This is a genomic window from Aliivibrio thorii, assembly GCF_057368585.1.
This window is the reverse complement of the sequence record NZ_CM170655.1, coordinates 544,334-568,037: the sequence shown is the minus strand read 5'-3', so window position 1 is coordinate 568,037 and position 23,704 is coordinate 544,334. Positions and strand designations below refer to the sequence as shown.

Annotated in this window: 4 protein-coding genes; 2 read left to right on the top strand and 2 right to left on the bottom strand. The window is 45.8% G+C overall.

The window, feature by feature from the left end; translation table 11 throughout:
* Window positions 1–31 precede the first annotated feature (31 nt).
* Complete coding sequence (locus AC2IP4_RS16690) at window positions 32–19,051, bottom strand: Ig-like domain-containing protein (RefSeq protein WP_486311162.1); 19,020 nt, start codon at window positions 19,049–19,051, stop codon at window positions 32–34.
* A 551-nt stretch (window positions 19,052–19,602) separates the two neighbouring features.
* Here AC2IP4_RS16690 and AC2IP4_RS16685 point away from each other — a divergent pair.
* Window positions 19,603–20,910, top strand: a complete 1,308-nt coding sequence (locus tag AC2IP4_RS16685) for a TolC family outer membrane protein (protein WP_486307821.1) — start codon at window positions 19,603–19,605, stop codon at window positions 20,908–20,910.
* A gap of 2 nt (window positions 20,911–20,912) precedes the next feature.
* On the top strand, window positions 20,913–21,518 hold the full coding sequence (locus AC2IP4_RS16680; protein ID WP_105056543.1) for an OmpA family protein: 606 nt from the start codon (window positions 20,913–20,915) through the stop codon (window positions 21,516–21,518).
* 71 nt (window positions 21,519–21,589) lie between these two features.
* Here the strand turns inward: AC2IP4_RS16680 and AC2IP4_RS16675 are convergent, their stop codons facing one another.
* The gene (locus tag AC2IP4_RS16675; RefSeq protein WP_375320024.1) at window positions 21,590–23,704 is read right to left on the bottom strand and encodes a type I secretion system permease/ATPase; all 2,115 of its coding nucleotides are present in this window, start codon (window positions 23,702–23,704) and stop codon (window positions 21,590–21,592) included.

The following is a 23,704-nucleotide window of genomic DNA, read 5'->3' as shown; positions in this document are numbered from 1 at the left end:
GCCCTTTATCTAGTTCACGTTATATAACTAACTAATTATTATTATCTAACTTAAACAGTTGATTATCTAATAGCTGAGTTAAGATCTCTGATTGATTAGAGAAGTTCGCATCCTCTAATCCAAATGAACCGACCCCGCCCTCGACAATAATGGTGTGATTATTATCAGAATCATCGGTAATCGCTAGCGTTAAGTCATTACCACTTTCAGATACGGTAACATGAGACAATAAATCTTCCATATCAACAGCACTATCATTACCACTAATGATTTCTGTTAGATCAATTAAATCCTCACCAACAGTAAAATCTTTAATTGTATCAGTACCTGTATCAACACCTTGATCAATCCACTTGAAAATATCTTCCCCTGCACCACCAACTAAAATATCGTCACCTAATCCACCAATTAGAATATCGTTACCTTCATGGCCTAAAATAATATCTGCATTATCTGTGCCGATAACAACATCGTCACCTGTTGATGCATTCAGACTAGAGGTAACAGCAGCATTAACTTCTCCACTAGGGCTTATATTTAATGTTACAAGCTGCTCATCTTCTATCCCATTATCATCGACTGTCGTATATAAAACTTCAAAGGCGACTGATTTTCCTCCTTCAATTTCAGGAGCTGATAATGATGGTTGGAAGTAATAAGACCCATCTTCCTCAATACGTAAATCACCGTATTCAGTATCAATAAGTAATTGATTATTATCTTGACTAACTACATAGGTTGTATTTGAAATAACGCCATCTTGCTCTATAACTCTCAGAACTTCAGCTTTAGTTTCATCAATAACAATAGCGGCAGCGTCTAAACCAATAATCCCCATAAGTAATGCCCCTGCCTGCCCAATTGTAGGACGAAGCTTTGGTAACTCAGTAAATAGTTGCCCATCCGTAAGATAAATAATTTTATCCGAAATTTTATTTAATCCACTTAATGTCGTATCTGAGTCTCTAACAATACCAATAGCAGTAACATCTTTACCTATAATAAAGTTTTCCCAAATATCTTTAGGTCCATTAGTACCACCTTGCCAACCACCGTCATTATTACCATCACTAAAGAAGTAGACAACATCATTAGTTTCTCCAGTAATATTAGTAACTTGAATATCCTGATAGCCCGAAATTACAGCATAAATGCCTTCTTCGTAATCAGTTCCTCCGTCTGGATAAAAATCTTTATCCCCATCTTCCGCCGCGATATTACCTAAAGCGGCATTTAATGTATTAATTGCACTTTGAACAGTGAACCAACCAAGCGACTCTACATTTTCATCCTCACTGTGATGCTTTTGGTTATCAAAATCGACTAACTGAACGAGAACCTCTTCAGAGCCTTCTTGAGAATTCACATTATCAAGCATGGCAATGGATGCTTCTAAAACGAGCTCCATTCTAGTTTTATCTTGATCTGGATTTGAGTCATCAGATTTAAACGGTTGATGATTCATACTACCGGATGAATCAAGAACTAAAGAAATCAATGTGGTCGGCGTTTCCCCGCCTTGATCTGCATTTATATCTTGACTAGGTGACGCATTCACGGTTGTTGTCGCTTCTGAATTATTTGAAGATTCTTTTGCAACTGCTGAAACATCAATATCAAGAGTTTCTGTCGATGGATAACGAATAACTAAATTATCGTAATTAACCGTTTGAGTATTTTCTCCAATAATATCAATTACCCAAACTTGCTCACCATTAACCTCTTTAAACTCTCCAAGAGGCTGATTTGAATCTTTATCAATAATTTGAGCACCAGCAGGAAGACCTGAAATATTAATAGCATCTAAATATTCACTGCCATCGGTATCCACTACAGATGCAGATAAATCGAGAGCCGTTTCTGTCTCTTGTAGAATCGTATATGTTCCATCAGGATTTAGCTCAACAATGGCATCAGAGAAGATTAATCGCTCGATTTGATATAACTGATCACCATTATCTTCAGGTGCAGTATGGTCATATCCGGTATCTCTACCTAGCGTATCAGTTACTACCCAGTGATCAATACCGCCACCATGAGCGCCACCTTGATTTACAATTAAGTACTCACTGATTTTACCACTGTATATAACACCATCAATACCAAAATCTAGAGGCCCTGTACCTCCATAAATTGAATCATTATTTGCTCCTCCAACAAAAATATCATTGCCAGTACCTGAAACTGAATCACCAATCAAATTATTAACAACACCAGTACCAATAATTAGATTATTACCATCATCACCAAGTACCATTTCACCGCTATAAACAACATTTCCTATGCCTGGTATCGTTCCACCATTAGCAAAGAAGTCTTTAATTGAATCTACATCACTTGTATCAAAGCCTGGACCAGCAACGGCTGACTCGCCTAGCACAACAGATAACGTTGGTTCGTCTGCCACAGCATTAACTATCAGTGTTGCTGTTCCTGTTGAAGATTGATATCCGTCGGTCGCTGTTATTTCAAATTCAACTGCATTATTACTATCAAAATGTACATTTTCTGCAGGCGTAAATTGAGCACCTATAACTTCATCACCATTAAAAATAAGCTCTAAAGAACCAAATGCTGGATCAACCGTAATATTAGTTAACGTAATATCATCTCCATCCAGATCTGTTATCAGCAAGTCGTTTAAATTTAATGGGATAGCGACATCTTCATACGTCGCATTAAATACTGAATCGTCAATGATTGGGGCATTATTTATCGCACGCTCAGTACTGTCAGTTGAAACAGTAATAACACCAGTATCGGTAGCATCATCACTATCTGCTGCTTGATAAGGAATATCTTCACTCACCATAGCATCAACGACTTCAACACCTTGTAATGTCACATTCGAATTTGATGCAGTGGAACCCTCTCCATGAACGGTATAAACCCGAATTTGGTCAAAGCCGCTATCAAGTTGAATATTAGCGGTAAACTCACCGCTGCCATCATAAACATTATGAGTTTCATCATCGAAGATATAAGGGCTTTCTCCAACAAGAGCCCCATCTTTAAATAATAAGATATGAATTTCAGCATTCGCATTACTATTTTCTGAATAATGACCATAGACACTACCAAAATCAATATTAACTTCTTTAATATCAACATCTGTTGTATTCGCATTACCTACATGAGTGAAATCCACTTCAATATAATCTTTTGAATTTACATCTATTTCACGATTACCGACACCAAGACCTGTTTCGTTTGTTGCCGAATCATAATAAAGTTCGTCTGCCATTAATGTACTTGTTGTATCCGGTCTTGTTCCAGAATAAGTACCACCAGAAACAATAACACCGCTAGCTAGGGTGAAAGACGTCACCGTCCCATTATTATAATTAGGCGCAAAGTCTTCTGTTGCATTAAAACTCAGATCATCATTTATCGTATCATCAAGCACATATTCAATTTGAGAATCTTCAGTTAACACCGTTGCTGCGGTAATCTCTGTACGGCTAACACCATCAACAAGATACAATGTTCCTAACTCTGGCAGATTTGTAATCTGAATTTCAATAGATTTACCATCTGTATTGCTAGCATCATCTTCAATGTCACTAACATGAGGCTCAAAAGTAAATTGAACACTTGCATCATCTGTTAGCGTGATTTCAAAATCTGTAGCAATAGGGTCAGAATTAACCGTCACATCCTGCGTTGTTGATATTGTATTACCTACCGCATCTTCCGCTACGATAAATAGTGAGTTTGAACCTTCTTTCAGCGAGTTTGTTATCCCGATGATGTATACACCGTTCATGTCCGCTGTACCAGTCGCCGTCTGCGCTTGGTTATTCGCATCCGTATAATTAATCGTTACAGTAGCACCCGCTTCCGTCACACCGGTTATATCTGGTGTATGAATATTAGTAACAGTATCCGCGTTTGAGCCAGTATTAGTCGCGTTCGTAATATCAGAAGTCAATCCGATAACTTGGGTATCTACCGTATGGATTGATGTCGCAGTGCTGTTAATCGTGTTACCCGCCACATCCGTTGAGGTTACAACAACCTCGAACTCGGTGTCGCTGGCTAGATCATTGCCCGCAACATCGACACTCCAATTGCCGTTTTCATCAACCGTGGTTTGGTAGTCAGTGCCATTAATGGTCATGGTGACCACATCGTTTTCACTGATGTCGCCACCCGTTGCAGTACCTGTGACCGCAATCACTTGCCCACTTTCGGCTGCATTAATCACGTCATCTGCCGTAATATCCGCCACCGTTACGGTGCCTGTATCTGCAACCAGATCGACCGTGTGAGTTGAGGTTGCTGAACTTTCGATAGTATTTCCAGCAGCATCATTTGAGGTTACAACAACCTCGAACTCGGTGTCGTTGGCTAGATCATTGCCCGCAACATCGACACTCCAGTTGCCGCTCTCATCAACCGTGGTTTGGTAGTCAGTGCCGTTGATGGTCATGGTGACCACATCGTTTTCACTGATGTCGCCACCCGTTGCAGTACCTGTGACCGAAATCACTTGCCCACTTTCGGCTGCATTAATCACGTCATCTTCCGTGATATCCGCCACCGTTACGGTGCCTGCATCCGCAACCAGATCGACCGTGTGAGTTGAGGTTGCTGAACTTTCGATGGTATTTCCAGCAGCATCATTTGAGGTTACAACAACCTCGAACTCAGTATCGTTGGCTAGATCATTGCCCGCAACATCGACACTCCAGTTGCCGCTCTCATCAACCGTGGTTTGGTAGTCAATGCCATTGATGGTCATGGTTACCACATCGTTTTCACTGATGTCGCCACCTGTTGCAGTACCTGTGACCGCAATCACTTGCCCACTTTCGGCTGCATTAATCACGTCATCTGCCGTGATATCTGCCACCGTTACGGTGCCTGCATCCGCAACCAGATCGACCGTGTGGGTTGAGGTTGCGGTACTGTTGACTTCGTTACCCGCCGCGTCCGTTGACGCCACGACAGCCTCGAACTCAGTATCGTTAGCGAGATCCGCACCCGCAACATCGACACTCCAATTGCCGTTTTCATCAACCGTGGTTTGGTAGTCAGTGCCATTAATGGTCATGGTGACCACATCGTTTTCACTGATGTCGCCACCCGTTGCAGTACCTGTGACCGCAATCACTTGCCCACTTTCGGCTGCATTAATCACGTCATCTGCCGTGATATCCGCCACCGTTACGGTGCCTGCATCCGCAACCAGATCGACCGTATGAGTTGAGGTTGCTGAACTTTCGATGGTATTTCCAGCAGCATCATTTGAGGTTACAACAACCTCGAACTCGGTGTCGTTCGCGAGATCCGCACCCGCAACATCGACACTCCAATTGCCGTTTTCATCAACCGTGGTTTGGTAGTCAGTGCCATTAATGGTCATGGTTACCACATCGTTTTCACTGATGTCGCCACCTATCGCCGTACCTGTGACCGCAATCACTTGTCCACTTTCGGCTGCGTTTATCACGTCATCTGCCGTGATATCCGCCACCGTTACGGTGCCTGCATCCGCAACCAGATCGACCGTGTGGGTTGAGGTTGCGGTACTGTTGACTTCGTTACCCGCCGCGTCCGTTGACGCCACGACAGCCTCGAACTCAGTATCGTTAGCGAGATCCGCACCCGCAACATCGACACTCCAATTGCCGTTTTCATCAACCGCGGTTTGGTAGTCAGTGCCGTTGATGGTCATGGTTACCACATCGTTTTCACTGATGTCGCCACCTATCGCCGTGCCTGTCACCGCAATCACTTGCCCACTTTCGGCTGCATTAATCACGTCATCTGCCGTGATATCCGCCACCGTTACGGTGCCTGCATCCGCAACCAGATCGACCGTATGAGTTGAGGTTGCTGAACTTTCGATGGTATTTCCAGCAGCATCATTTGAGGTTACAACAACCTCGAACTCGGTGTCGTTCGCGAGATCATTGCCCGCAACATCGACACTCCAATTGCCGTTTTCATCAACCGTGGTTTGGTAGTCAGTGCCATTAATGGTCATGGTTACCACATCGTTTTCACTGATGTCGCCACCTATCGCCGTACCTGTGACCGCAATCACTTGTCCACTTTCGGCTGCGTTTATCACGTCATCTGCCGTGATATCCGCCACCGTTACGGTGCCTGCATCCGCAACCAAATCGACAGTATGAGTTGAGGTTGCTGAACTTTCGATGGTATTTCCAGCAGCATCATTTGAGGTTACGACAACCTCGAACTCAGTGTCGTTGGCTAGATCATTGCCCGCAACATCGACACTCCAATTGCCGTTTTCATCAACCGTGGTTTGGTAGTCAGTGCCGTTGATGGTCATAGTGACCACATCGTTTTCACTGATGTCGCCACCCGTTGCAGTACCTGTGACCGCAATCACTTGCCCACTTTCGGTTGCATTAATCACGTCATCTGCCGTAATATCAGCCACCGTTACGGTGCCTGCATCCGCAACCAGATCGACCGTGTGGGTTGAGGTTGCGGTGCTGTTGACTTCGTTGCCCGCCGCGTCCGTTGACGCCACGACAACTTCGAATTCAGTATCGTTAGCGAGATCCGCACCCGCAACATCGACACTCCAGTTGCCGCTCTCATCAACCGTGGTTTGGTAGTCAGTGCCGTTGATGGTCATGGTGACCACATCGTTTTCACTGATGTCGCCACCCGTTGCAGTACCTGTGACCGCAATCACTTGCCCACTTTCGGCTGCATTAATCACGTCATCTGCCGTGATATCCGCCACCGTTACGGTGCCTGCATCCGCAACCAGATCGACCGTATGAGTTGAGGTTGCTGAACTTTCGATGGTATTTCCAGCAGCATCATTTGAGGTTACAACAACCTCGAACTCAGTATCGTTGGCTAGATCATTGCCCGCAACATCAACACTCCAATTGCCGTTTTCATCAACCGTGGTTTGGTAGTCAGTGCCGTTGATGGTCATGGTGACCACATCGTTTTCACTGATGTCGCCATCCGTTGCAGTACCTGTGACCGAAATCACTTGCCCACTTTCGGCTGCATTAATCACGTCATCTTCCGTGATATCTGCCACCGTTACGGTGCCAGCATCCGCAACCAGATCGACCGTATGAGTTGAGGTTGCTGAACTTTCGATGGTATTTCCAGCAGCATCATTTGAGGTTACAACAACCTCGAACTCGGTGTCGCTGGCTAGATCATTGCCCGCAACATCGACACTCCAATTGCCGTTTTCATCAACCGTGGTTTGATAGTCAGTACCATTAATCGTCATGGTGACCACATCATTTTCACTGATGTCGCCACCCGTTACAGTACCTGTGACCGCAATCACTTGCCCACTTTCGGCTGCATTAATCACGTCATCTGCCGTGATATCTGCCACCGTTACGGTGCCTGCATCCGCAACCAGATCGACCGTGTGGGTTGAGGTTGCTGAACTTTCGATGGTATTTCCAGCAGCATCATTTGAGGTTACAACAACCTCGAACTCGGTGTCGTTGGCTAGATCATTGCCCGCAACATCGACACTCCAGTTGCCGTTTTCATCAACCGTGGTTTGATAGTCAATGCCATTGATGGTCATGGTGACCACATCGTTTTCACTGATGTCGCCACCCGTTGCAGTACCTGTGACCGCAATCACTTGCCCACTTTCGGCTGCATTAATCACGTCATCTGCCGTGATATCCGCCACCGTTACGGTGCCAGCATCTGCAACCAGATCGACCGTGTGAGTTGAGGTTGCTGAACTTTCGATGGTATTTCCAGCAGCATCATTTGAGGTTACGACAACCTCGAACTCAGTGTCGTTGGCTAGATCATTGCCCGCAACATCGACACTCCAATTGCCGTTTTCATCAACCGTGGTTTGGTAGTCAGTGCCGTTGATGGTCATGGTGACCACATCGTTTTCACTGATGTCGCCACCCGTTGCAGTACCTGTGACCGCAATCACTTGCCCACTTTCGGTTGCATTAATCACGTCATCTGCCGTAATATCAGCCACCGTTACGGTGCCTGCATCCGCAACCAGATCGACCGTGTGGGTTGAGGTTGCGGTGCTGTTGACTTCGTTGCCCGCCGCGTCCGTTGACGCCACGACAACTTCGAATTCAGTATCGTTAGCGAGATCCGCACCCGCAACATCGACACTCCAGTTGCCGCTCTCATCAACCGTGGTTTGGTAGTCAGTGCCGTTGATGGTCATGGTGACCACATCGTTTTCACTGATGTCGCCACCCGTTGCAGTACCTGTGACCGCAATCACTTGCCCACTTTCGGCTGCATTAATCACGTCATCTGCCGTGATATCCGCCACCGTTACGGTGCCTGCATCCGCAACCAGATCGACCGTATGAGTTGAGGTTGCTGAACTTTCGATGGTATTTCCAGCAGCATCATTTGAGGTTACAACAACCTCGAACTCAGTATCGTTGGCTAGATCATTGCCCGCAACATCAACACTCCAATTGCCGTTTTCATCAACCGTGGTTTGGTAGTCAGTGCCGTTGATGGTCATGGTGACCACATCGTTTTCACTGATGTCGCCATCCGTTGCAGTACCTGTGACCGAAATCACTTGCCCACTTTCGGCTGCATTAATCACGTCATCTTCCGTGATATCTGCCACCGTTACGGTGCCAGCATCCGCAACCAGATCGACCGTATGAGTTGAGGTTGCTGAACTTTCGATGGTATTTCCAGCAGCATCATTTGAGGTTACAACAACCTCGAACTCGGTGTCGCTGGCTAGATCATTGCCCGCAACATCGACACTCCAATTGCCGTTTTCATCAACCGTGGTTTGATAGTCAGTACCATTAATCGTCATGGTGACCACATCATTTTCACTGATGTCGCCACCCGTTGCAGTACCTGTGACCGCAATCACTTGCCCACTTTCGGCTGCATTAATCACGTCATCTGCCGTGATATCTGCCACCGTTACGGTGCCTGCATCTGCAACCAGATCGACCGTGTGAGTTGAGGTTGCTGAACTTTCGATAGTATTTCCAGCAGCATCATTTGAGGTTACGACAACCTCGAACTCCGTGTCGCTGGCTAGATCATTGCCCGCAACATCAACACTCCAATTGCCGTTTTCATCAACCGTGGTTTGGTAGTCAGTGCCATTAATGGTCATGGTGACCACATCGTTTTCACTGATGTCGCCACCCGTTGCAGTACCTGTGACCGCAATCACTTGCCCACTTTCGGCTGCATTAATCACGTCATCTGCCGTGATATCCGCCACCGTTACGGTGCCTGCATCTGCAACCAGATCGACCGTGTGAGTTGAGGTTGCTGAACTTTCGATGGTATTTCCAGCAGCATCATTTGAGGTTACAACAACCTCGAACTCGGTGTCGTTCGCGAGATCATTGCCCGCAACATCGACACTCCAATTGCCGTTTTCATCAACCGTGGTTTGGTAGTCAGTGCCGTTGATGGTCATGGTGACCACATCGTTTTCACTGATGTCGCCATCCGTTGCAGTACCTGTGACCGAAATCACTTGCCCACTTTCGGCTGCATTAATCACGTCATCTTCCGTGATATCTGCCACCGTTACGGTGCCAGCATCCGCAACCAGATCGACCGTATGAGTTGAGGTTGCTGAACTTTCGATGGTATTTCCAGCAGCATCATTTGAGGTTACAACAACCTCGAACTCGGTGTCGCTGGCTAGATCATTGCCCGCAACATCGACACTCCAGTTGCCGCTCTCATCAACCGTGGTTTGGTAGTCAATGCCATTGATGGTCATGGTTACCACATCGTTTTCACTGATGTCGCCACCTATCGCCGTGCCTGTCACCGCAATCACTTGCCCACTTTCGGCTGCATTAATCACGTCATCTGCCGTGATATCCGCCACCGTTACGGTGCCTGCATCCGCAACCAGATCGACGGTATGAGTTGAGGTTGCGGTGCTATTAATCGTGTTGCCCGCAGCATCGGTTGATGCCACGCTCACTTCAAATTCGGTATCGTTCGCGAGATCATTGCCCGCAACATCGACACTCCAATTGCCGTTTTCATCAACCGTGGTTTGGTAGTCAGTGCCATTAATGGTCATGGTTACCACATCGTTTTCACTGATGTCGCCACCCGTTGCAGTACCTGTGACCGCAATCACTTGTCCACTTTCGGCTGCATTAATCACGTCATCTGCCGTGATATCCGCCACCGTTACGGTGCCTGCATCTGCAACCAGATCGACCGTGTGGGTTGAGGTTGCTGAACTTTCGATGGTATTTCCAGCAGCATCATTTGAGGTTACAACAACCTCGAACTCGGTGTCGCTGGCTAGATCATTGCCCGCAACATCGACACTCCAATTGCCGTTTTCATCAACCGTGGTTTGATAGTCAGTACCATTAATCGTCATGGTTACCACATCATTTTCACTGATGTCGCCACCCGTTGCAGTACCTGTGACCGCAATCACTTGCCCACTTTCGGCTGCATTAATCACGTCATCTGCCGTGATATCCGCCACCGTTACGGTACCTGCATCTGCAACCAGATCGACCGTGTGAGTTGAGGTTGCTGAACTTTCGATGGTATTTCCAGCAGCATCATTTGAGGTTACAACAACCTCGAACTCGGTGTCGCTGGCTAGATCATTGCCCGCAACATCGACACTCCAATTGCCGTTTTCATCAACCGTGGTTTGGTAGTCAGTGCCGTTGATGGTCATGGTGACCACATCGTTTTCACTGATGTCGCCATCCGTTGCAGTACCTGTGACCGAAATCACTTGCCCACTTTCGGCTGCATTAATCACGTCATCTTCCGTGATATCTGCCACCGTTACGGTGCCAGCATCCGCAACCAGATCGACCGTATGAGTTGAGGTTGCTGAACTTTCGATGGTATTTCCAGCAGCATCATTTGAGGTTACAACAGCCTCGAACTCAGTATCGTTAGCGAGATCCGCACCCGCAACATCGACACTCCAGTTGCCGCTCTCATCAACCGTGGTTTGGTAGTCAGTGCCGTTGATGGTCATGGTGACCACATCGTTTTCACTGATGTCGCCACCCGTTGCAGTACCTGTGACCGCAATCACTTGCCCACTTTCGGCTGCATTAATCACGTCATCTGCCGTGATATCCGCCACCGTTACGGTGCCAGCATCCGCAACCAGATCGACCGTATGAGTTGAGGTTGCTGAACTTTCGATGGTATTTCCAGCAGCATCATTTGAGGTTACAACAACCTCGAACTCGGTGTCGCTGGCTAGATCATTGCCCGCAACATCGACACTCCAATTGCCGTTTTCATCAACCGTGGTTTGGTAGTCAGTGCCGTTGATGGTCATGGTTACCACATCGTTTTCACTGATGTCGCCACCTATCGCCGTACCTGTGACCGCAATCACTTGTCCACTTTCGGCTGCGTTTATCACGTCATCTGCCGTGATATCCGCCACCGTTACGGTGCCTGCATCCGCAACCAGATCGACCGTGTGGGTTGAGGTTGCTGAACTTTCGATGGTATTTCCAGCAGCATCATTTGAGGTTACGACAACCTCGAACTCAGTGTCGTTGGCTAGATCATTGCCCGCAACATCGACACTCCAATTGCCGCTCTCATCAACCGTGGTTTGGTAGTCAATGCCATTGATGGTCATGGTTACCACATCATTTTCACTGATGTCGCCACCCGTTGCAGTACCTGTGACCGCAATCACTTGCCCACTTTCGGCTGCGTTTATCACGTCATCTGCCGTGATATCCGCCACCGTTACGGTGCCTGCATCCGCAACCAGATCGACCGTGTGGGTTGAGGTTGCGGTGCTGTTGACTTCGTTACCCGCCGCGTCCGTTGACGCCACGACAACCTCGAATTCAGTATCGTTAGCGAGATCCGCACCCGCAACATCGACACTCCAATTGCCGTTTTCATCAACCGTGGTTTGATAGTCAGTACCATTAATCGTCATGGTTACCACATCATTTTCACTGATGTCGCCACCCGTTGCAGTACCTGTGACCGCAATCACTTGCCCACTTTCGGCTGCGTTTATCACGTCATCTGCCGTGATATCCGCCACCGTTACGGTGCCTGCATCCGCAACCAGATCGACCGTGTGAGTTGAGGTTGCTGAACTTTCGATGGTATTTCCAGCAGCATCATTTGAGGTTACAACAACCTCGAACTCGGTGTCGCTGGCTAGATCATTGCCCGCAACATCGACACTCCAATTGCCGTTTTCATCAACCGTGGTTTGATAGTCAGTACCATTAATCGTCATGGTTACCACATCATTTTCACTGATGTCGCCACCCGTTGCAGTACCTGTGACCGCAATCACTTGCCCACTTTCGGCTGCATTAATCACGTCATCTGCCGTGATATCTGCCACCGTTACGGTGCCTGCATCTGCAACCAGATCGACCGTGTGAGTTGAGGTTGCTGAACTTTCGATAGTATTTCCAGCAGCATCATTTGAGGTTACAACAACCTCGAACTCGGTGTCGCTGGCTAGATCATTGCCCGCAACATCAACACTCCAATTGCCGTTTTCATCAACCGTGGTTTGGTAGTCAGTGCCGTTGATGGTCATGGTGACCACATCGTTTTCACTGATGTCGCCACCCGTTGCAGTACCTGTGACCGCAATCACTTGCCCACTTTCGGCTGCATTAATCACGTCATCTGCCGTGATATCCGCCACCGTTACGGTACCTGCATCTGCAACCAGATCGACCGTGTGAGTTGAGGTTGCTGAACTTTCGATGGTATTTCCAGCAGCATCATTTGAGGTTACAACAACCTCGAACTCGGTGTCGTTCGCGAGATCATTGCCCGCAACATCGACACTCCAATTGCCGTTTTCATCAACCGTGGTTTGGTAGTCAGTGCCGTTGATGGTCATGGTGACCACATCGTTTTCACTGATGTCGCCATCCGTTGCAGTACCTGTGACCGCAATCACTTGCCCACTTTCGGCTGCATTAATCACGTCATCTGCCGTGATATCCGCCACCGTTACGGTGCCTGCATCCGCAACCAGATCGACCGTGTGGGTTGAGGTTGCGGTACTGTTGACTTCGTTACCCGCCGCGTCCGTTGACGCCACGACAGCCTCGAACTCAGTATCGTTAGCGAGATCCGCACCCGCAACATCGACACTCCAATTGCCGTTTTCATCAACCGTGGTTTGGTAGTCAGTGCCATTAATGGTCATGGTGACCACATCGTTTTCACTGATGTCGCCACCCGTTGCAGTACCTGTGACCGCAATCACTTGCCCACTTTCGGCTGCATTAATCACGTCATCTGCCGTGATATCCGCCACCGTTACGGTGCCTGCATCCGCAACCAGATCGACCGTATGAGTTGAGGTTGCTGAACTTTCGATGGTATTTCCAGCAGCATCATTTGAGGTTACAACAACCTCGAACTCGGTGTCGCTGGCTAGATCATTGCCCGCAACATCGACACTCCAATTGCCGTTTTCATCAACCGTGGTTTGATAGTCAGTACCATTAATCGTCATGGTTACCACATCATTTTCACTGATGTCGCCACCCGTTGCAGTACCTGTGACCGCAATCACTTGCCCACTTTCGGCTGCATTAATCACGTCATCTGCCGTAATATCCGCCACCGTTACGGTGCCTGCATCCGCAACCAGATCGACCGTGTGGGTTGAGGTTGCGGTGCTGTTGACTTCGTTACCCGCCGCGTCCGTTGACGCCACGACAACCTCGAATTCAGTATCGTTAGCGAGATCCGCACCCGCAACATCGACACTCCAATTGCCGTTTTCATCAACCGTGGTTTGATAGTCAGTACCATTAATCGTCATGGTTACCACATCATTTTCACTGATGTCGCCACCCGTTGCAGTACCTGTGACCGCAATCACTTGCCCACTTTCGGCTGCGTTTATCACGTCATCTGCCGTGATATCCGCCACCGTTACGGTGCCTGCATCCGCAACCAGATCGACCGTGTGGGTTGAGGTTGCGGTGCTGTTGACTTCGTTACCCGCCGCGTCCGTTGACGCCACGACAACCTCGAATTCAGTATCGTTAGCGAGATCCGCACCCGCAACATCGACACTCCAATTGCCGTTTTCATCAACCGTGGTTTGGTAGTCAGTGCCATTAATGGTCATGGTGACCACATCGTTTTCACTGATGTCGCCACCCGTTGCAGTACCTGTGACCGCAATCACTTGCCCACTTTCGGCTGCATTAATCACGTCATCTTCCGTGATATCCGCCACCGTTACGGTGCCTGCATCTGCAACCAGATCGACCGTGTGGGTTGAGGTTGCTGAACTTTCGATGGTATTTCCAGCAGCATCATTTGAGGTTACAACAACCTCGAACTCGGTGTCGTTCGCGAGATCATTGCCCGCAACATCGACACTCCAATTGCCGTTTTCATCAACCGTGGTTTGGTAGTCAGTGCCGTTGATGGTCATGGTGACCACATCGTTTTCACTGATGTCGCCATCCGTTGCAGTACCTGTGACCGAAATCACTTGCCCACTTTCGGCTGCATTAATCACGTCATCTGCCGTGATATCCGCCACCGTTACGGTGCCAGCATCCGCAACCAGATCGACCGTATGAGTTGAGGTTGCTGAACTTTCGATGGTATTTCCAGCAGCATCATTTGAGGTTACAACAACCTCGAACTCGGTGTCGCTGGCTAGATCATTGCCCGCAACATCGACACTCCAATTGCCGTTTTCATCAACCGTGGTTTGATAGTCAGTACCATTAATCGTCATGGTTACCACATCATTTTCACTGATGTCGCCACCCGTTGCAGTACCTGTGACCGCAATCACTTGCCCACTTTCGGCTGCATTAATCACGTCATCTGCCGTGATATCTGCCACCGTTACGGTGCCTGCATCTGCAACCAGATCGACCGTGTGAGTTGAGGTTGCTGAACTTTCGATGGTATTTCCAGCAGCATCATTTGAGGTTACAACAACCTCGAACTCGGTGTCGCTGGCTAGATCATTGCCCGCAACATCGACACTCCAATTGCCGTTTTCATCAACCGTGGTTTGATAGTCAGTACCATTAATCGTCATGGTTACCACATCATTTTCACTGATGTCGCCACCCGTTGCAGTACCTGTGACCGCAATCACTTGCCCACTTTCGGCTGCGTTTATCACGTCATCTGCCGTGATATCCGCCACCGTTACGGTGCCTGCATCCGCAACCAGATCGACCGTGTGGGTTGAGGTTGCGGTGCTGTTGACTTCGTTACCCGCCGCGTCCGTTGACGCCACGACAACCTCGAATTCAGTATCGTTAGCGAGATCCGCACCCGCAACATCGACACTCCAATTGCCGTTTTCATCAACCGTGGTTTGATAGTCAGTACCATTAATCGTCATGGTTACCACATCATTTTCACTGATGTCGCCACCCGTTGCAGTACCTGTGACCGCAATCACTTGCCCACTTTCGGCTGCGTTTATCACGTCATCTGCCGTGATATCCGCCACCGTTACGGTGCCTGCATCCGCAACCAGATCGACCGTGTGAGTTGAGGTTGCTGAACTTTCGATGGTATTTCCAGCAGCATCATTTGAGGTTACAACAACCTCGAACTCGGTGTCGCTGGCTAGATCATTGCCCGCAACATCGACACTCCAATTGCCGTTTTCATCAACCGTGGTTTGATAGTCAGTACCATTAATCGTCATGGTTACCACATCATTTTCACTGATGTCGCCACCCGTTGCAGTACCTGTGACCGCAATCACTTGTCCACTTTCGGCTGCATTAATCACGTCATCTTCCGTGATATCCGCCACCGTTACGGTGCCAGCATCCGCAACCAGATCGACCGTATGAGTTGAGGTTGCTGAACTTTCGATAGTATTTCCAGCAGCATCATTTGAGGTTACGACAACCTCGAACTCAGTGTCGTTGGCTAGATCATTGCCCGCAACATCGACACTCCAATTGCCGTTTTCATCAACCGTGGTTTGATAGTCAGTACCATTAATCGTCATGGTTACCACATCATTTTCACTGATGTCGCCACCCGTTGCAGTACCTGTGACCGCAATCACTTGCCCACTTTCGGCTGCATTAATCACGTCATCTGCCGTAATATCCGCCACCGTTACGGTGCCTGTATCTGCAACCAGATCGACCGTGTGGGTTGAGGTTGCGGTACTGTTGACTTCGTTACCCGCCGCGTCCGTTGACGCCACGACAGCCTCGAACTCAGTATCGTTAGCGAGATCCGCACCCGCAACATCGACACTCCAGTTGCCGCTCTCATCAACCGTGGTTTGGTAGTCAATGCCATTGATGGTCATGGTTACCACATCGTTTTCACTGATGTCGCCACCTGTTGCAGTACCTGTGACCGCAATCACTTGCCCACTTTCGGCTGCATTAATCACGTCATCTGCCGTGATATCTGCCACCGTTACGGTGCCTGCATCCGCAACCAGATCGACCGTGTGGGTTGAGGTTGCGGTACTGTTGACTTCGTTACCCGCCGCGTCCGTTGACGCCACGACAGCCTCGAACTCAGTATCGTTAGCGAGATCCGCACCCGCAACATCGACACTCCAATTGCCGTTTTCATCAACCGTGGTTTGGTAGTCAGTGCCATTAATGGTCATGGTGACCACATCGTTTTCACTGATGTCGCCACCCGTTGCAGTACCTGTGACCGCAATCACTTGCCCACTTTCGGCTGCATTAATCACGTCATCTGCCGTGATATCCGCCACCGTTACGGTGCCTGCATCCGCAACCAGATCGACCGTATGAGTTGAGGTTGCTGAACTTTCGATGGTATTTCCAGCAGCATCATTTGAGGTTACAACAACCTCGAACTCGGTGTCGCTGGCTAGATCATTGCCCGCAACATCGACACTCCAATTGCCGTTTTCATCAACCGTGGTTTGATAGTCAGTACCATTAATCGTCATGGTTACCACATCATTTTCACTGATGTCGCCACCCGTTGCAGTACCTGTGACCGCAATCACTTGCCCACTTTCGGCTGCATTAATCACGTCATCTGCCGTAATATCCGCCACCGTTACGGTGCCTGCATCCGCAACCAGATCGACCGTGTGGGTTGAGGTTGCGGTGCTGTTGACTTCGTTACCCGCCGCGTCCGTTGACGCCACGACAACCTCGAATTCAGTATCGTTAGCGAGATCCGCACCCGCAACATCGACACTCCAATTGCCGTTTTCATCAACCGTGGTTTGATAGTCAGTACCATTAATCGTCATGGTTACCACATCATTTTCACTGATGTCGCCACCCGTTGCAGTACCTGTGACCGCAATCACTTGCCCACTTTCGGCTGCGTTTATCACGTCATCTGCCGTGATATCCGCCACCGTTACGGTGCCTGCATCCGCAACCAGATCGACCGTGTGGGTTGAGGTTGCGGTGCTGTTGACTTCGTTACCCGCCGCGTCCGTTGACGCCACGACAACCTCGAATTCAGTATCGTTAGCGAGATCCGCACCCGCAACATCGACACTCCAATTGCCGTTTTCATCAACCGTGGTTTGGTAGTCAGTGCCATTAATGGTCATGGTGACCACATCGTTTTCACTGATGTCGCCACCCGTTGCAGTACCTGTGACCGCAATCACTTGCCCACTTTCGGCTGCATTAATCACGTCATCTGCCGTAATATCCGCCACCGTTACGGTGCCTGTATCTGCAACCAGATCGACCGTGTGGGTTGAGGTTGCGGTACTGTTGACTTCGTTACCCGCCGCGTCCGTTGACGCCACGACAGCCTCGAACTCAGTATCGTTAGCGAGATCCGCACCCGCAACATCGACACTCCAGTTGCCGCTCTCATCAACCGTGGTTTGGTAGTCAGTGCCGTTGATGGTCATGGTGACCACATCGTTTTCACTGATGTCGCCACCCGTTGCAGTACCTGTGACCGCAATCACTTGCCCACTTTCGGCTGCATTAATCACGTCATCTGCCGTGATATCCGCCACCGTTACGGTGCCTGTATCTGCTGATGTATCTACCGTGTGAGTTGAGGTTGCTGTGCTATTAATCGTGTTGCCCGCTACATCGGTTGACGCCACGCTCACTTCAAATTCGCTATCGTTAGCTAGATCCGCACCCGCAACATCGACACTCCAGTTGCCGTTTTCATCAACCGTGGTTTGGTAGTCAGTGCCATTAATGGTCATGGTTACCACATCGTTTTCACTGATGTCGCCACCCGTTGCAGTACCTGTGACCGCAATCACTTGCCCACTTTCGGCTGCATTAATCACGTCATCTGCCGTGATATCCGCCACCGTTACGGTACCTGCATCTGCTGATGTATCTAACTCAAATTCTACTTTATTAGAACTTGGGCCTATATCACCAGCAGGATCTGTAATCTCAGCTACGTATTCATAACTTCCATCTGGTTTAGGTGCTGATACTGTAATTTCAACACTACCGCTCGTAATGTCATCTTCTGTAATTAAATGCGTTCCAACCACAGTACCTGTACCATCACTCAACTCAATTATGTCACCGCCCTCAGTCCCTTCAGGTAATGTAATATCTACTTGAATACCGTTTTCCACTTGCTCTTCATTAATCACACCATTTTCATCAATTTCAGCAATGAAAATACTAGGAGCAGACTTAATTAGCTCATTATTTGGGATCGTTATTTGGAAATCACCAGTCTCTCTAAAAGACTTATATTGTTCTAGTAACGTTAAACTTTGAATTCTTGATAAACCAATGGTTTCGAGTGAGGATGTATCAAAATTAGTTTCTGCAATCGTACTTTTCCCTATGCGCTCAATCTCAGTAGAGGCAGTTAAACTCGATCCCCCCTCTTCACCTGCAGCAGGAGCTTCGGATATAACGCTAGGGTCTTCACCGCTAGCGATAGCGTTAAGTATGTTATTAATATCATTATTTTTTTCAGAATCATCAGCCAAATCAACAGATACTTCGCCTGATTCATACTCTATAACAATGTCACCAGGCAGTATCGGCTCACCCGAATTAATCAATTTCAGGTTACCGTTTTTATCAATAGTGATGATCTGTTTTTCTGATGTCATTAGAGCCATGATATTAATTCCCAAATCCATTTATAATCAAAAAGCATTCATTAAAGCTAAGCTAATCACAATACCCATTAATTTTATCATATACGCAACAAATCGACCACATACGAAAAAAATAGAAAACAATGAGAGAAATACGTCCAAAATCAATTTTATTCTCAATTATTCTAACCAGATCACAAAACGTAAGATTAATTCCATTTTTATACAAAGGAAATACTTAGATATACATATTCCGAATGTAATTAACATAAAAAACCTGATCAAAGTCTTATATGTAATACTTTTTTTATTTAAATTTATATTGTGATTTTAAAAACCTCATCAAGTTAACTATTCTTTTAATATGAGAAACTATTAACTTATCAGTTTTCAATAAGTTAAATTTTGCTTTTTAAATAAATATCACGTAGCATTTCTTTGATATTGAAAAACAAAAATACATACAGTAATGATAATTATATCACTACAAGCTAGCTACTTTTAAACCAAATGTCATGCTCACTGCTTCTGTTTTTAGGATTCAGTGATTTAGGAGAAACACTTTGAAATGGATGAAACTTGCGACTTACAGTAGCTTGCTAGTTTTGAGTGTATCAGCTCAAGCACAAACGTTAGAGCAAGCAATATCACAAACACTAACAACCAATCCTGAAGTAAAGAAAGCATATAATGCTTATCTAAGTTTTGTGGCGGATAGTGATAGCGTCTCTGGAAACTATTTACCATCAATTGACTTAGATGCAGGTATTGGTTATGAGCAGATCAACCCAGCGCGTGAAAATGATACAGATCTCACACGTAAAGATGCGACCTTATCCTTAACCCAATTAATTTGGGACGGTTCGAATACAATTAATGATATGGACCGAACTGATGCAGAAGCAGAATCAGCTCGTTTACAACTAATTTCTTTAGCTGAAAATAAAGCATTAGACGTTTCTCAAGTATATTTGGATGCAGTAAAAGCAACTGAAATTCTAGCTCTATCTGAGAGTAATCTTGCTATTCATAAAAAAATCTACAAAGACATTAAAAAAAGAGCCGATTCTGGAATTGGTTCTACTGCTGATGTATCGCAAATAGAAGCACGTATTGCTAGAGCTCACGGTAACCTACTTGCAGCTCAGAATAACTTATTTGATACACATACTGTATTTACACAAATTGTAGGCTCTCCACCTCAGGCACTAATTTATCCTCGAGCAGATGCTAATACTCTCCCTCTAAGTTTGCAGGAAGGTATCGAACGAGCTTATGAGCATCATCCTGTTATTTTGACTGCACAATCAGATATCCAAGCTGCTAAATATCAATATGCACAATCAAAAAGTACAAACTATCCAACCTTTTCGTTAGAAGCTGCTCAAACATGGCGTGATGATGCTGGTGGTATAGAAGGAAATAGTGATGAGTTTTCTGCCATGATCCGCATGCGCTATAATTTATATAACGGTGGTAGCGACAGTGCCCTTTCAGATAAAAGCGCATATCAATTAAATATGGCAAAAGACCTTCGTGACAGTGCTTATCGTAATGTTGAAGAAGGGTTTCGCCTTTCTTGGAGTGCTTTAGATTTAACTCTACAGCAAAAAGAGTTTCTAGCAGACCATGTTGATGCCGCCTCTGACACCGTTATTGCATACGAGAAGCAATATCGTATAGGAAAGCGTACATTACTTGATTTATTAAATACTGAAAATGAATTGTTTGAAGCTCGTAAGTCTTATTTAGATGCCCATTATTCTGAACAATTTGCAAAATTTAGAGTTTTACATGCAACAGGCACACTTATACCTTCATTATTGATAGATACACCAAAAGAATGGAATCCAAACAAGTCTGAAGAAGAGGAGAAATAAGAATGAAAAATCTAATTTACCCAACACTTATTACGTCTCTTTTTTTAACTGCCTGTGTATCTGGAGATAAAGATTACATTGAAACTCCAAAATCCGATCAAATTGCCGATCTAAGAGACGATGATTACGATGGCGTAATTAACGCAAGAGATGTTTGCCCGGGAACCCCTCGAGGTGCTGAAATTGACAATGATGGCTGTGCTGAATACGTCGAACATTCAGATAAAAAAGACCTTAAAATTCTTTTTGCAAATAACTCATCTGAAATTTCACCTATTTTTAAAAGTGAAATTAGAACGATGGCTGAATTCTTAAATGAATATAAAGAAGCCTCAATCCAACTGCAAGGTTTTGCAAGTCAACAAGGTAATGCTGAATATAATATTCGTCTTTCAGAGTTACGAGCATCAGCAGTCAGAGTTGCATTAATCGAATATGGCGTAGAACCAGATAGAATAGAAACCATAGGCTTTGGAGATACCCTACTAACAGCAAAAGGCGATTCTGCTGTTAGCCATGCTTTAAACCGTCGTGTTGTTGCTACTGTTGTTGGTTTTAAAGGTGACGTTGTAAATGAATGGAATATCTTTACACGCAAGAAAAAATAGAACGCAAATAACAGTATTGTAGACAAAAAAGAGGCAGTGAATTCACAGCCTCTTTTTTATTAAAGTAATAACTAACTAACCGCTCTTACTTTTCCTGTTTTCAACTCATTTAAGACCTGATTTTTAGGCCCATCAGCGATGATATGTCCTTTTTCCATAACAATAATACGGTCAACGACATCAAGCATTGACGTTTTATGAGTGATCAAAATTAAGGTTTCAGAGGGCTTTAAGTGTGATAACTGGTTCTTAAATAACATCTCAGAACGATTATCCATACTACTTGTTGGTTCATCTAATAATAAGACAGGTGGGCGTCCAATAAGAGCTCGAGCAATCGCAACTGATTGACGCTGACCACCAGAAAGTAATAACCCCCCCTCTCCAACTTGGCGCTCTAATCCAGCAGGATCTTGCTGTGTAAATGCAGTAACACCAGCTCGGTTTGCTGCATCCATCATTTCAGCATCATCAGACAACTCTCTCCCTAAAATAATATTTTCTCTAATAGAGCCATAAAATAGAGTAATGTCCTGCGGTACACAGCCTATATTGCGTCGCACATCAACGTGATGAAGCTGAGAGATATCTGTATCATCTATTCGAACAGAACCCTCTGTGGCTTGATATAGCCCCATAATAAGGCGCTCTAACGTTGTTTTCCCTGAGCCAATTCGGCCAATGATGGCTACTTTTTCTCCAGGATTAATCGTAAGGCTAATGTCTCTAACCGCTGCGACTTGAGATTCTGGATAGCTAAAATTCACCTTATCTAGTTCAATTTTTCCTTGAAGTATCGGGCGATGAATATAACGCTTCTCTTCTTCTTGCTCATCAGGCATTGCCATCAATTGCTCAATGATCGTCATTGATGATTTAGCTTGATTATAACGTGTAGATAACAGCGATATTTGAACTAATGGTCCAATAGCTTTACCACTAAGCATGGTTGAAGCGATTAATGCTCCCATCGTTAAATCACCATTAGCAATAAGGTAAACACCAACGATGATCATTCCAATATTAACCGCCTGCTGTACAAAACCAGCCATATTTTGAATTGAATCAGTAATACGTCTACTTTTGATACTCCAATTTGAAATATGAGTTACCGCTTCTTCCCATTTATATTGAAATTGACTCTGAGCATTAAAAATCTTTAATGTTTCTAAACCAACTAGGCTTTCAATTAAATTGGCATATTTTTGCGAGGCAAGTCGAGAACCTTCTTCTATTGTCTTCTTCAAAGGCCCTTGGATAATTGCAGCATGGATCAATAACAAAACAATACCGACAATTGGAACAAGAACAATAGGGCCAGCAACAAGATAAATCACAAACAAAAATAATAGAGCAAACGGCAGGTCAATCAATGCAGCTATCGTAGCTGAAGTGAAGAACTCTCGGATTGACTCAAATTCTTGTAAATGTCTCGCAAAAGCACCAACAGACGGAGGTCTAGCCTCCATCCTAATGCCTAATACTTTTTGAAATAATTTAGATGAAATTAATACATCTGATTTTTTACCAGCAACATCAATAAAATAGCCTCGAACATATTTCAAAATAAAATCAAAAATAAAAACTACAAAAATACCAGACGCTAATACCCATAATGATTCAAAAGCTAAATTAGGAACAACCTTGTCATAGACTAACCGTGTAAACATTGGTGTTGCAATAGCAAAAATATTAATCAATATAGACGCGATAAACACATCACGATAGATGTGTTTAGATTCAAACAAAGTACTCCAGAACCAATGTCCTTCCCGCTTCTTTAATATTTCAGGGGATCGGTCATCATATCTAAATTGCTTTTTTAACAAAAAATACCGACCAACATACTGAATAGAAAGTTCCTCTATTGAGATCGATATCGGCATCATTCCTGAGCTAGCGGTTATTATTTCAGCATGTTCATTATCAGCATCAAAACCAATTAATACACAAGATTCACCGCCTTTAAGTAAAAGAATTGCGGGTAATACAAGTTGAGGGATTTTTAACAATTCAGTTTGATTTTCTTTTGCAACTAATCCAGCTCTCTCTGCGGCACGAGAGAAAAGAAAAGGCGTTAATTTACCATCTTGTAAGGGTAAACCATTTATCAAAGCCTCAGGTGAGTTAACTTGGCCATAATAGCGGCCAACGTAGCACAGTGAATGCAGTAATGAATCTTTCAT

Excerpts from the sequence above, each read along its gene's own strand:
- AC2IP4_RS16690 (WP_486311162.1), bottom strand. The coding sequence starts at position 19,051 with ATGGCTCTAATGACATCAGAAAAACAGATCATCACTATTGATAAAAAC.
- AC2IP4_RS16685 (WP_486307821.1), top strand. The coding sequence starts at position 19,603 with ATGAAACTTGCGACTTACAGTAGCTTGCTAGTTTTGAGTGTATCAGCT.
- AC2IP4_RS16680 (WP_105056543.1), top strand. The coding sequence starts at position 20,913 with ATGAAAAATCTAATTTACCCAACACTTATTACGTCTCTTTTTTTAACT.
- AC2IP4_RS16675 (WP_375320024.1), bottom strand. The coding sequence starts at position 23,704 with ATGAAAGATTCATTACTGCATTCACTGTGCTACGTTGGCCGCTATTAT.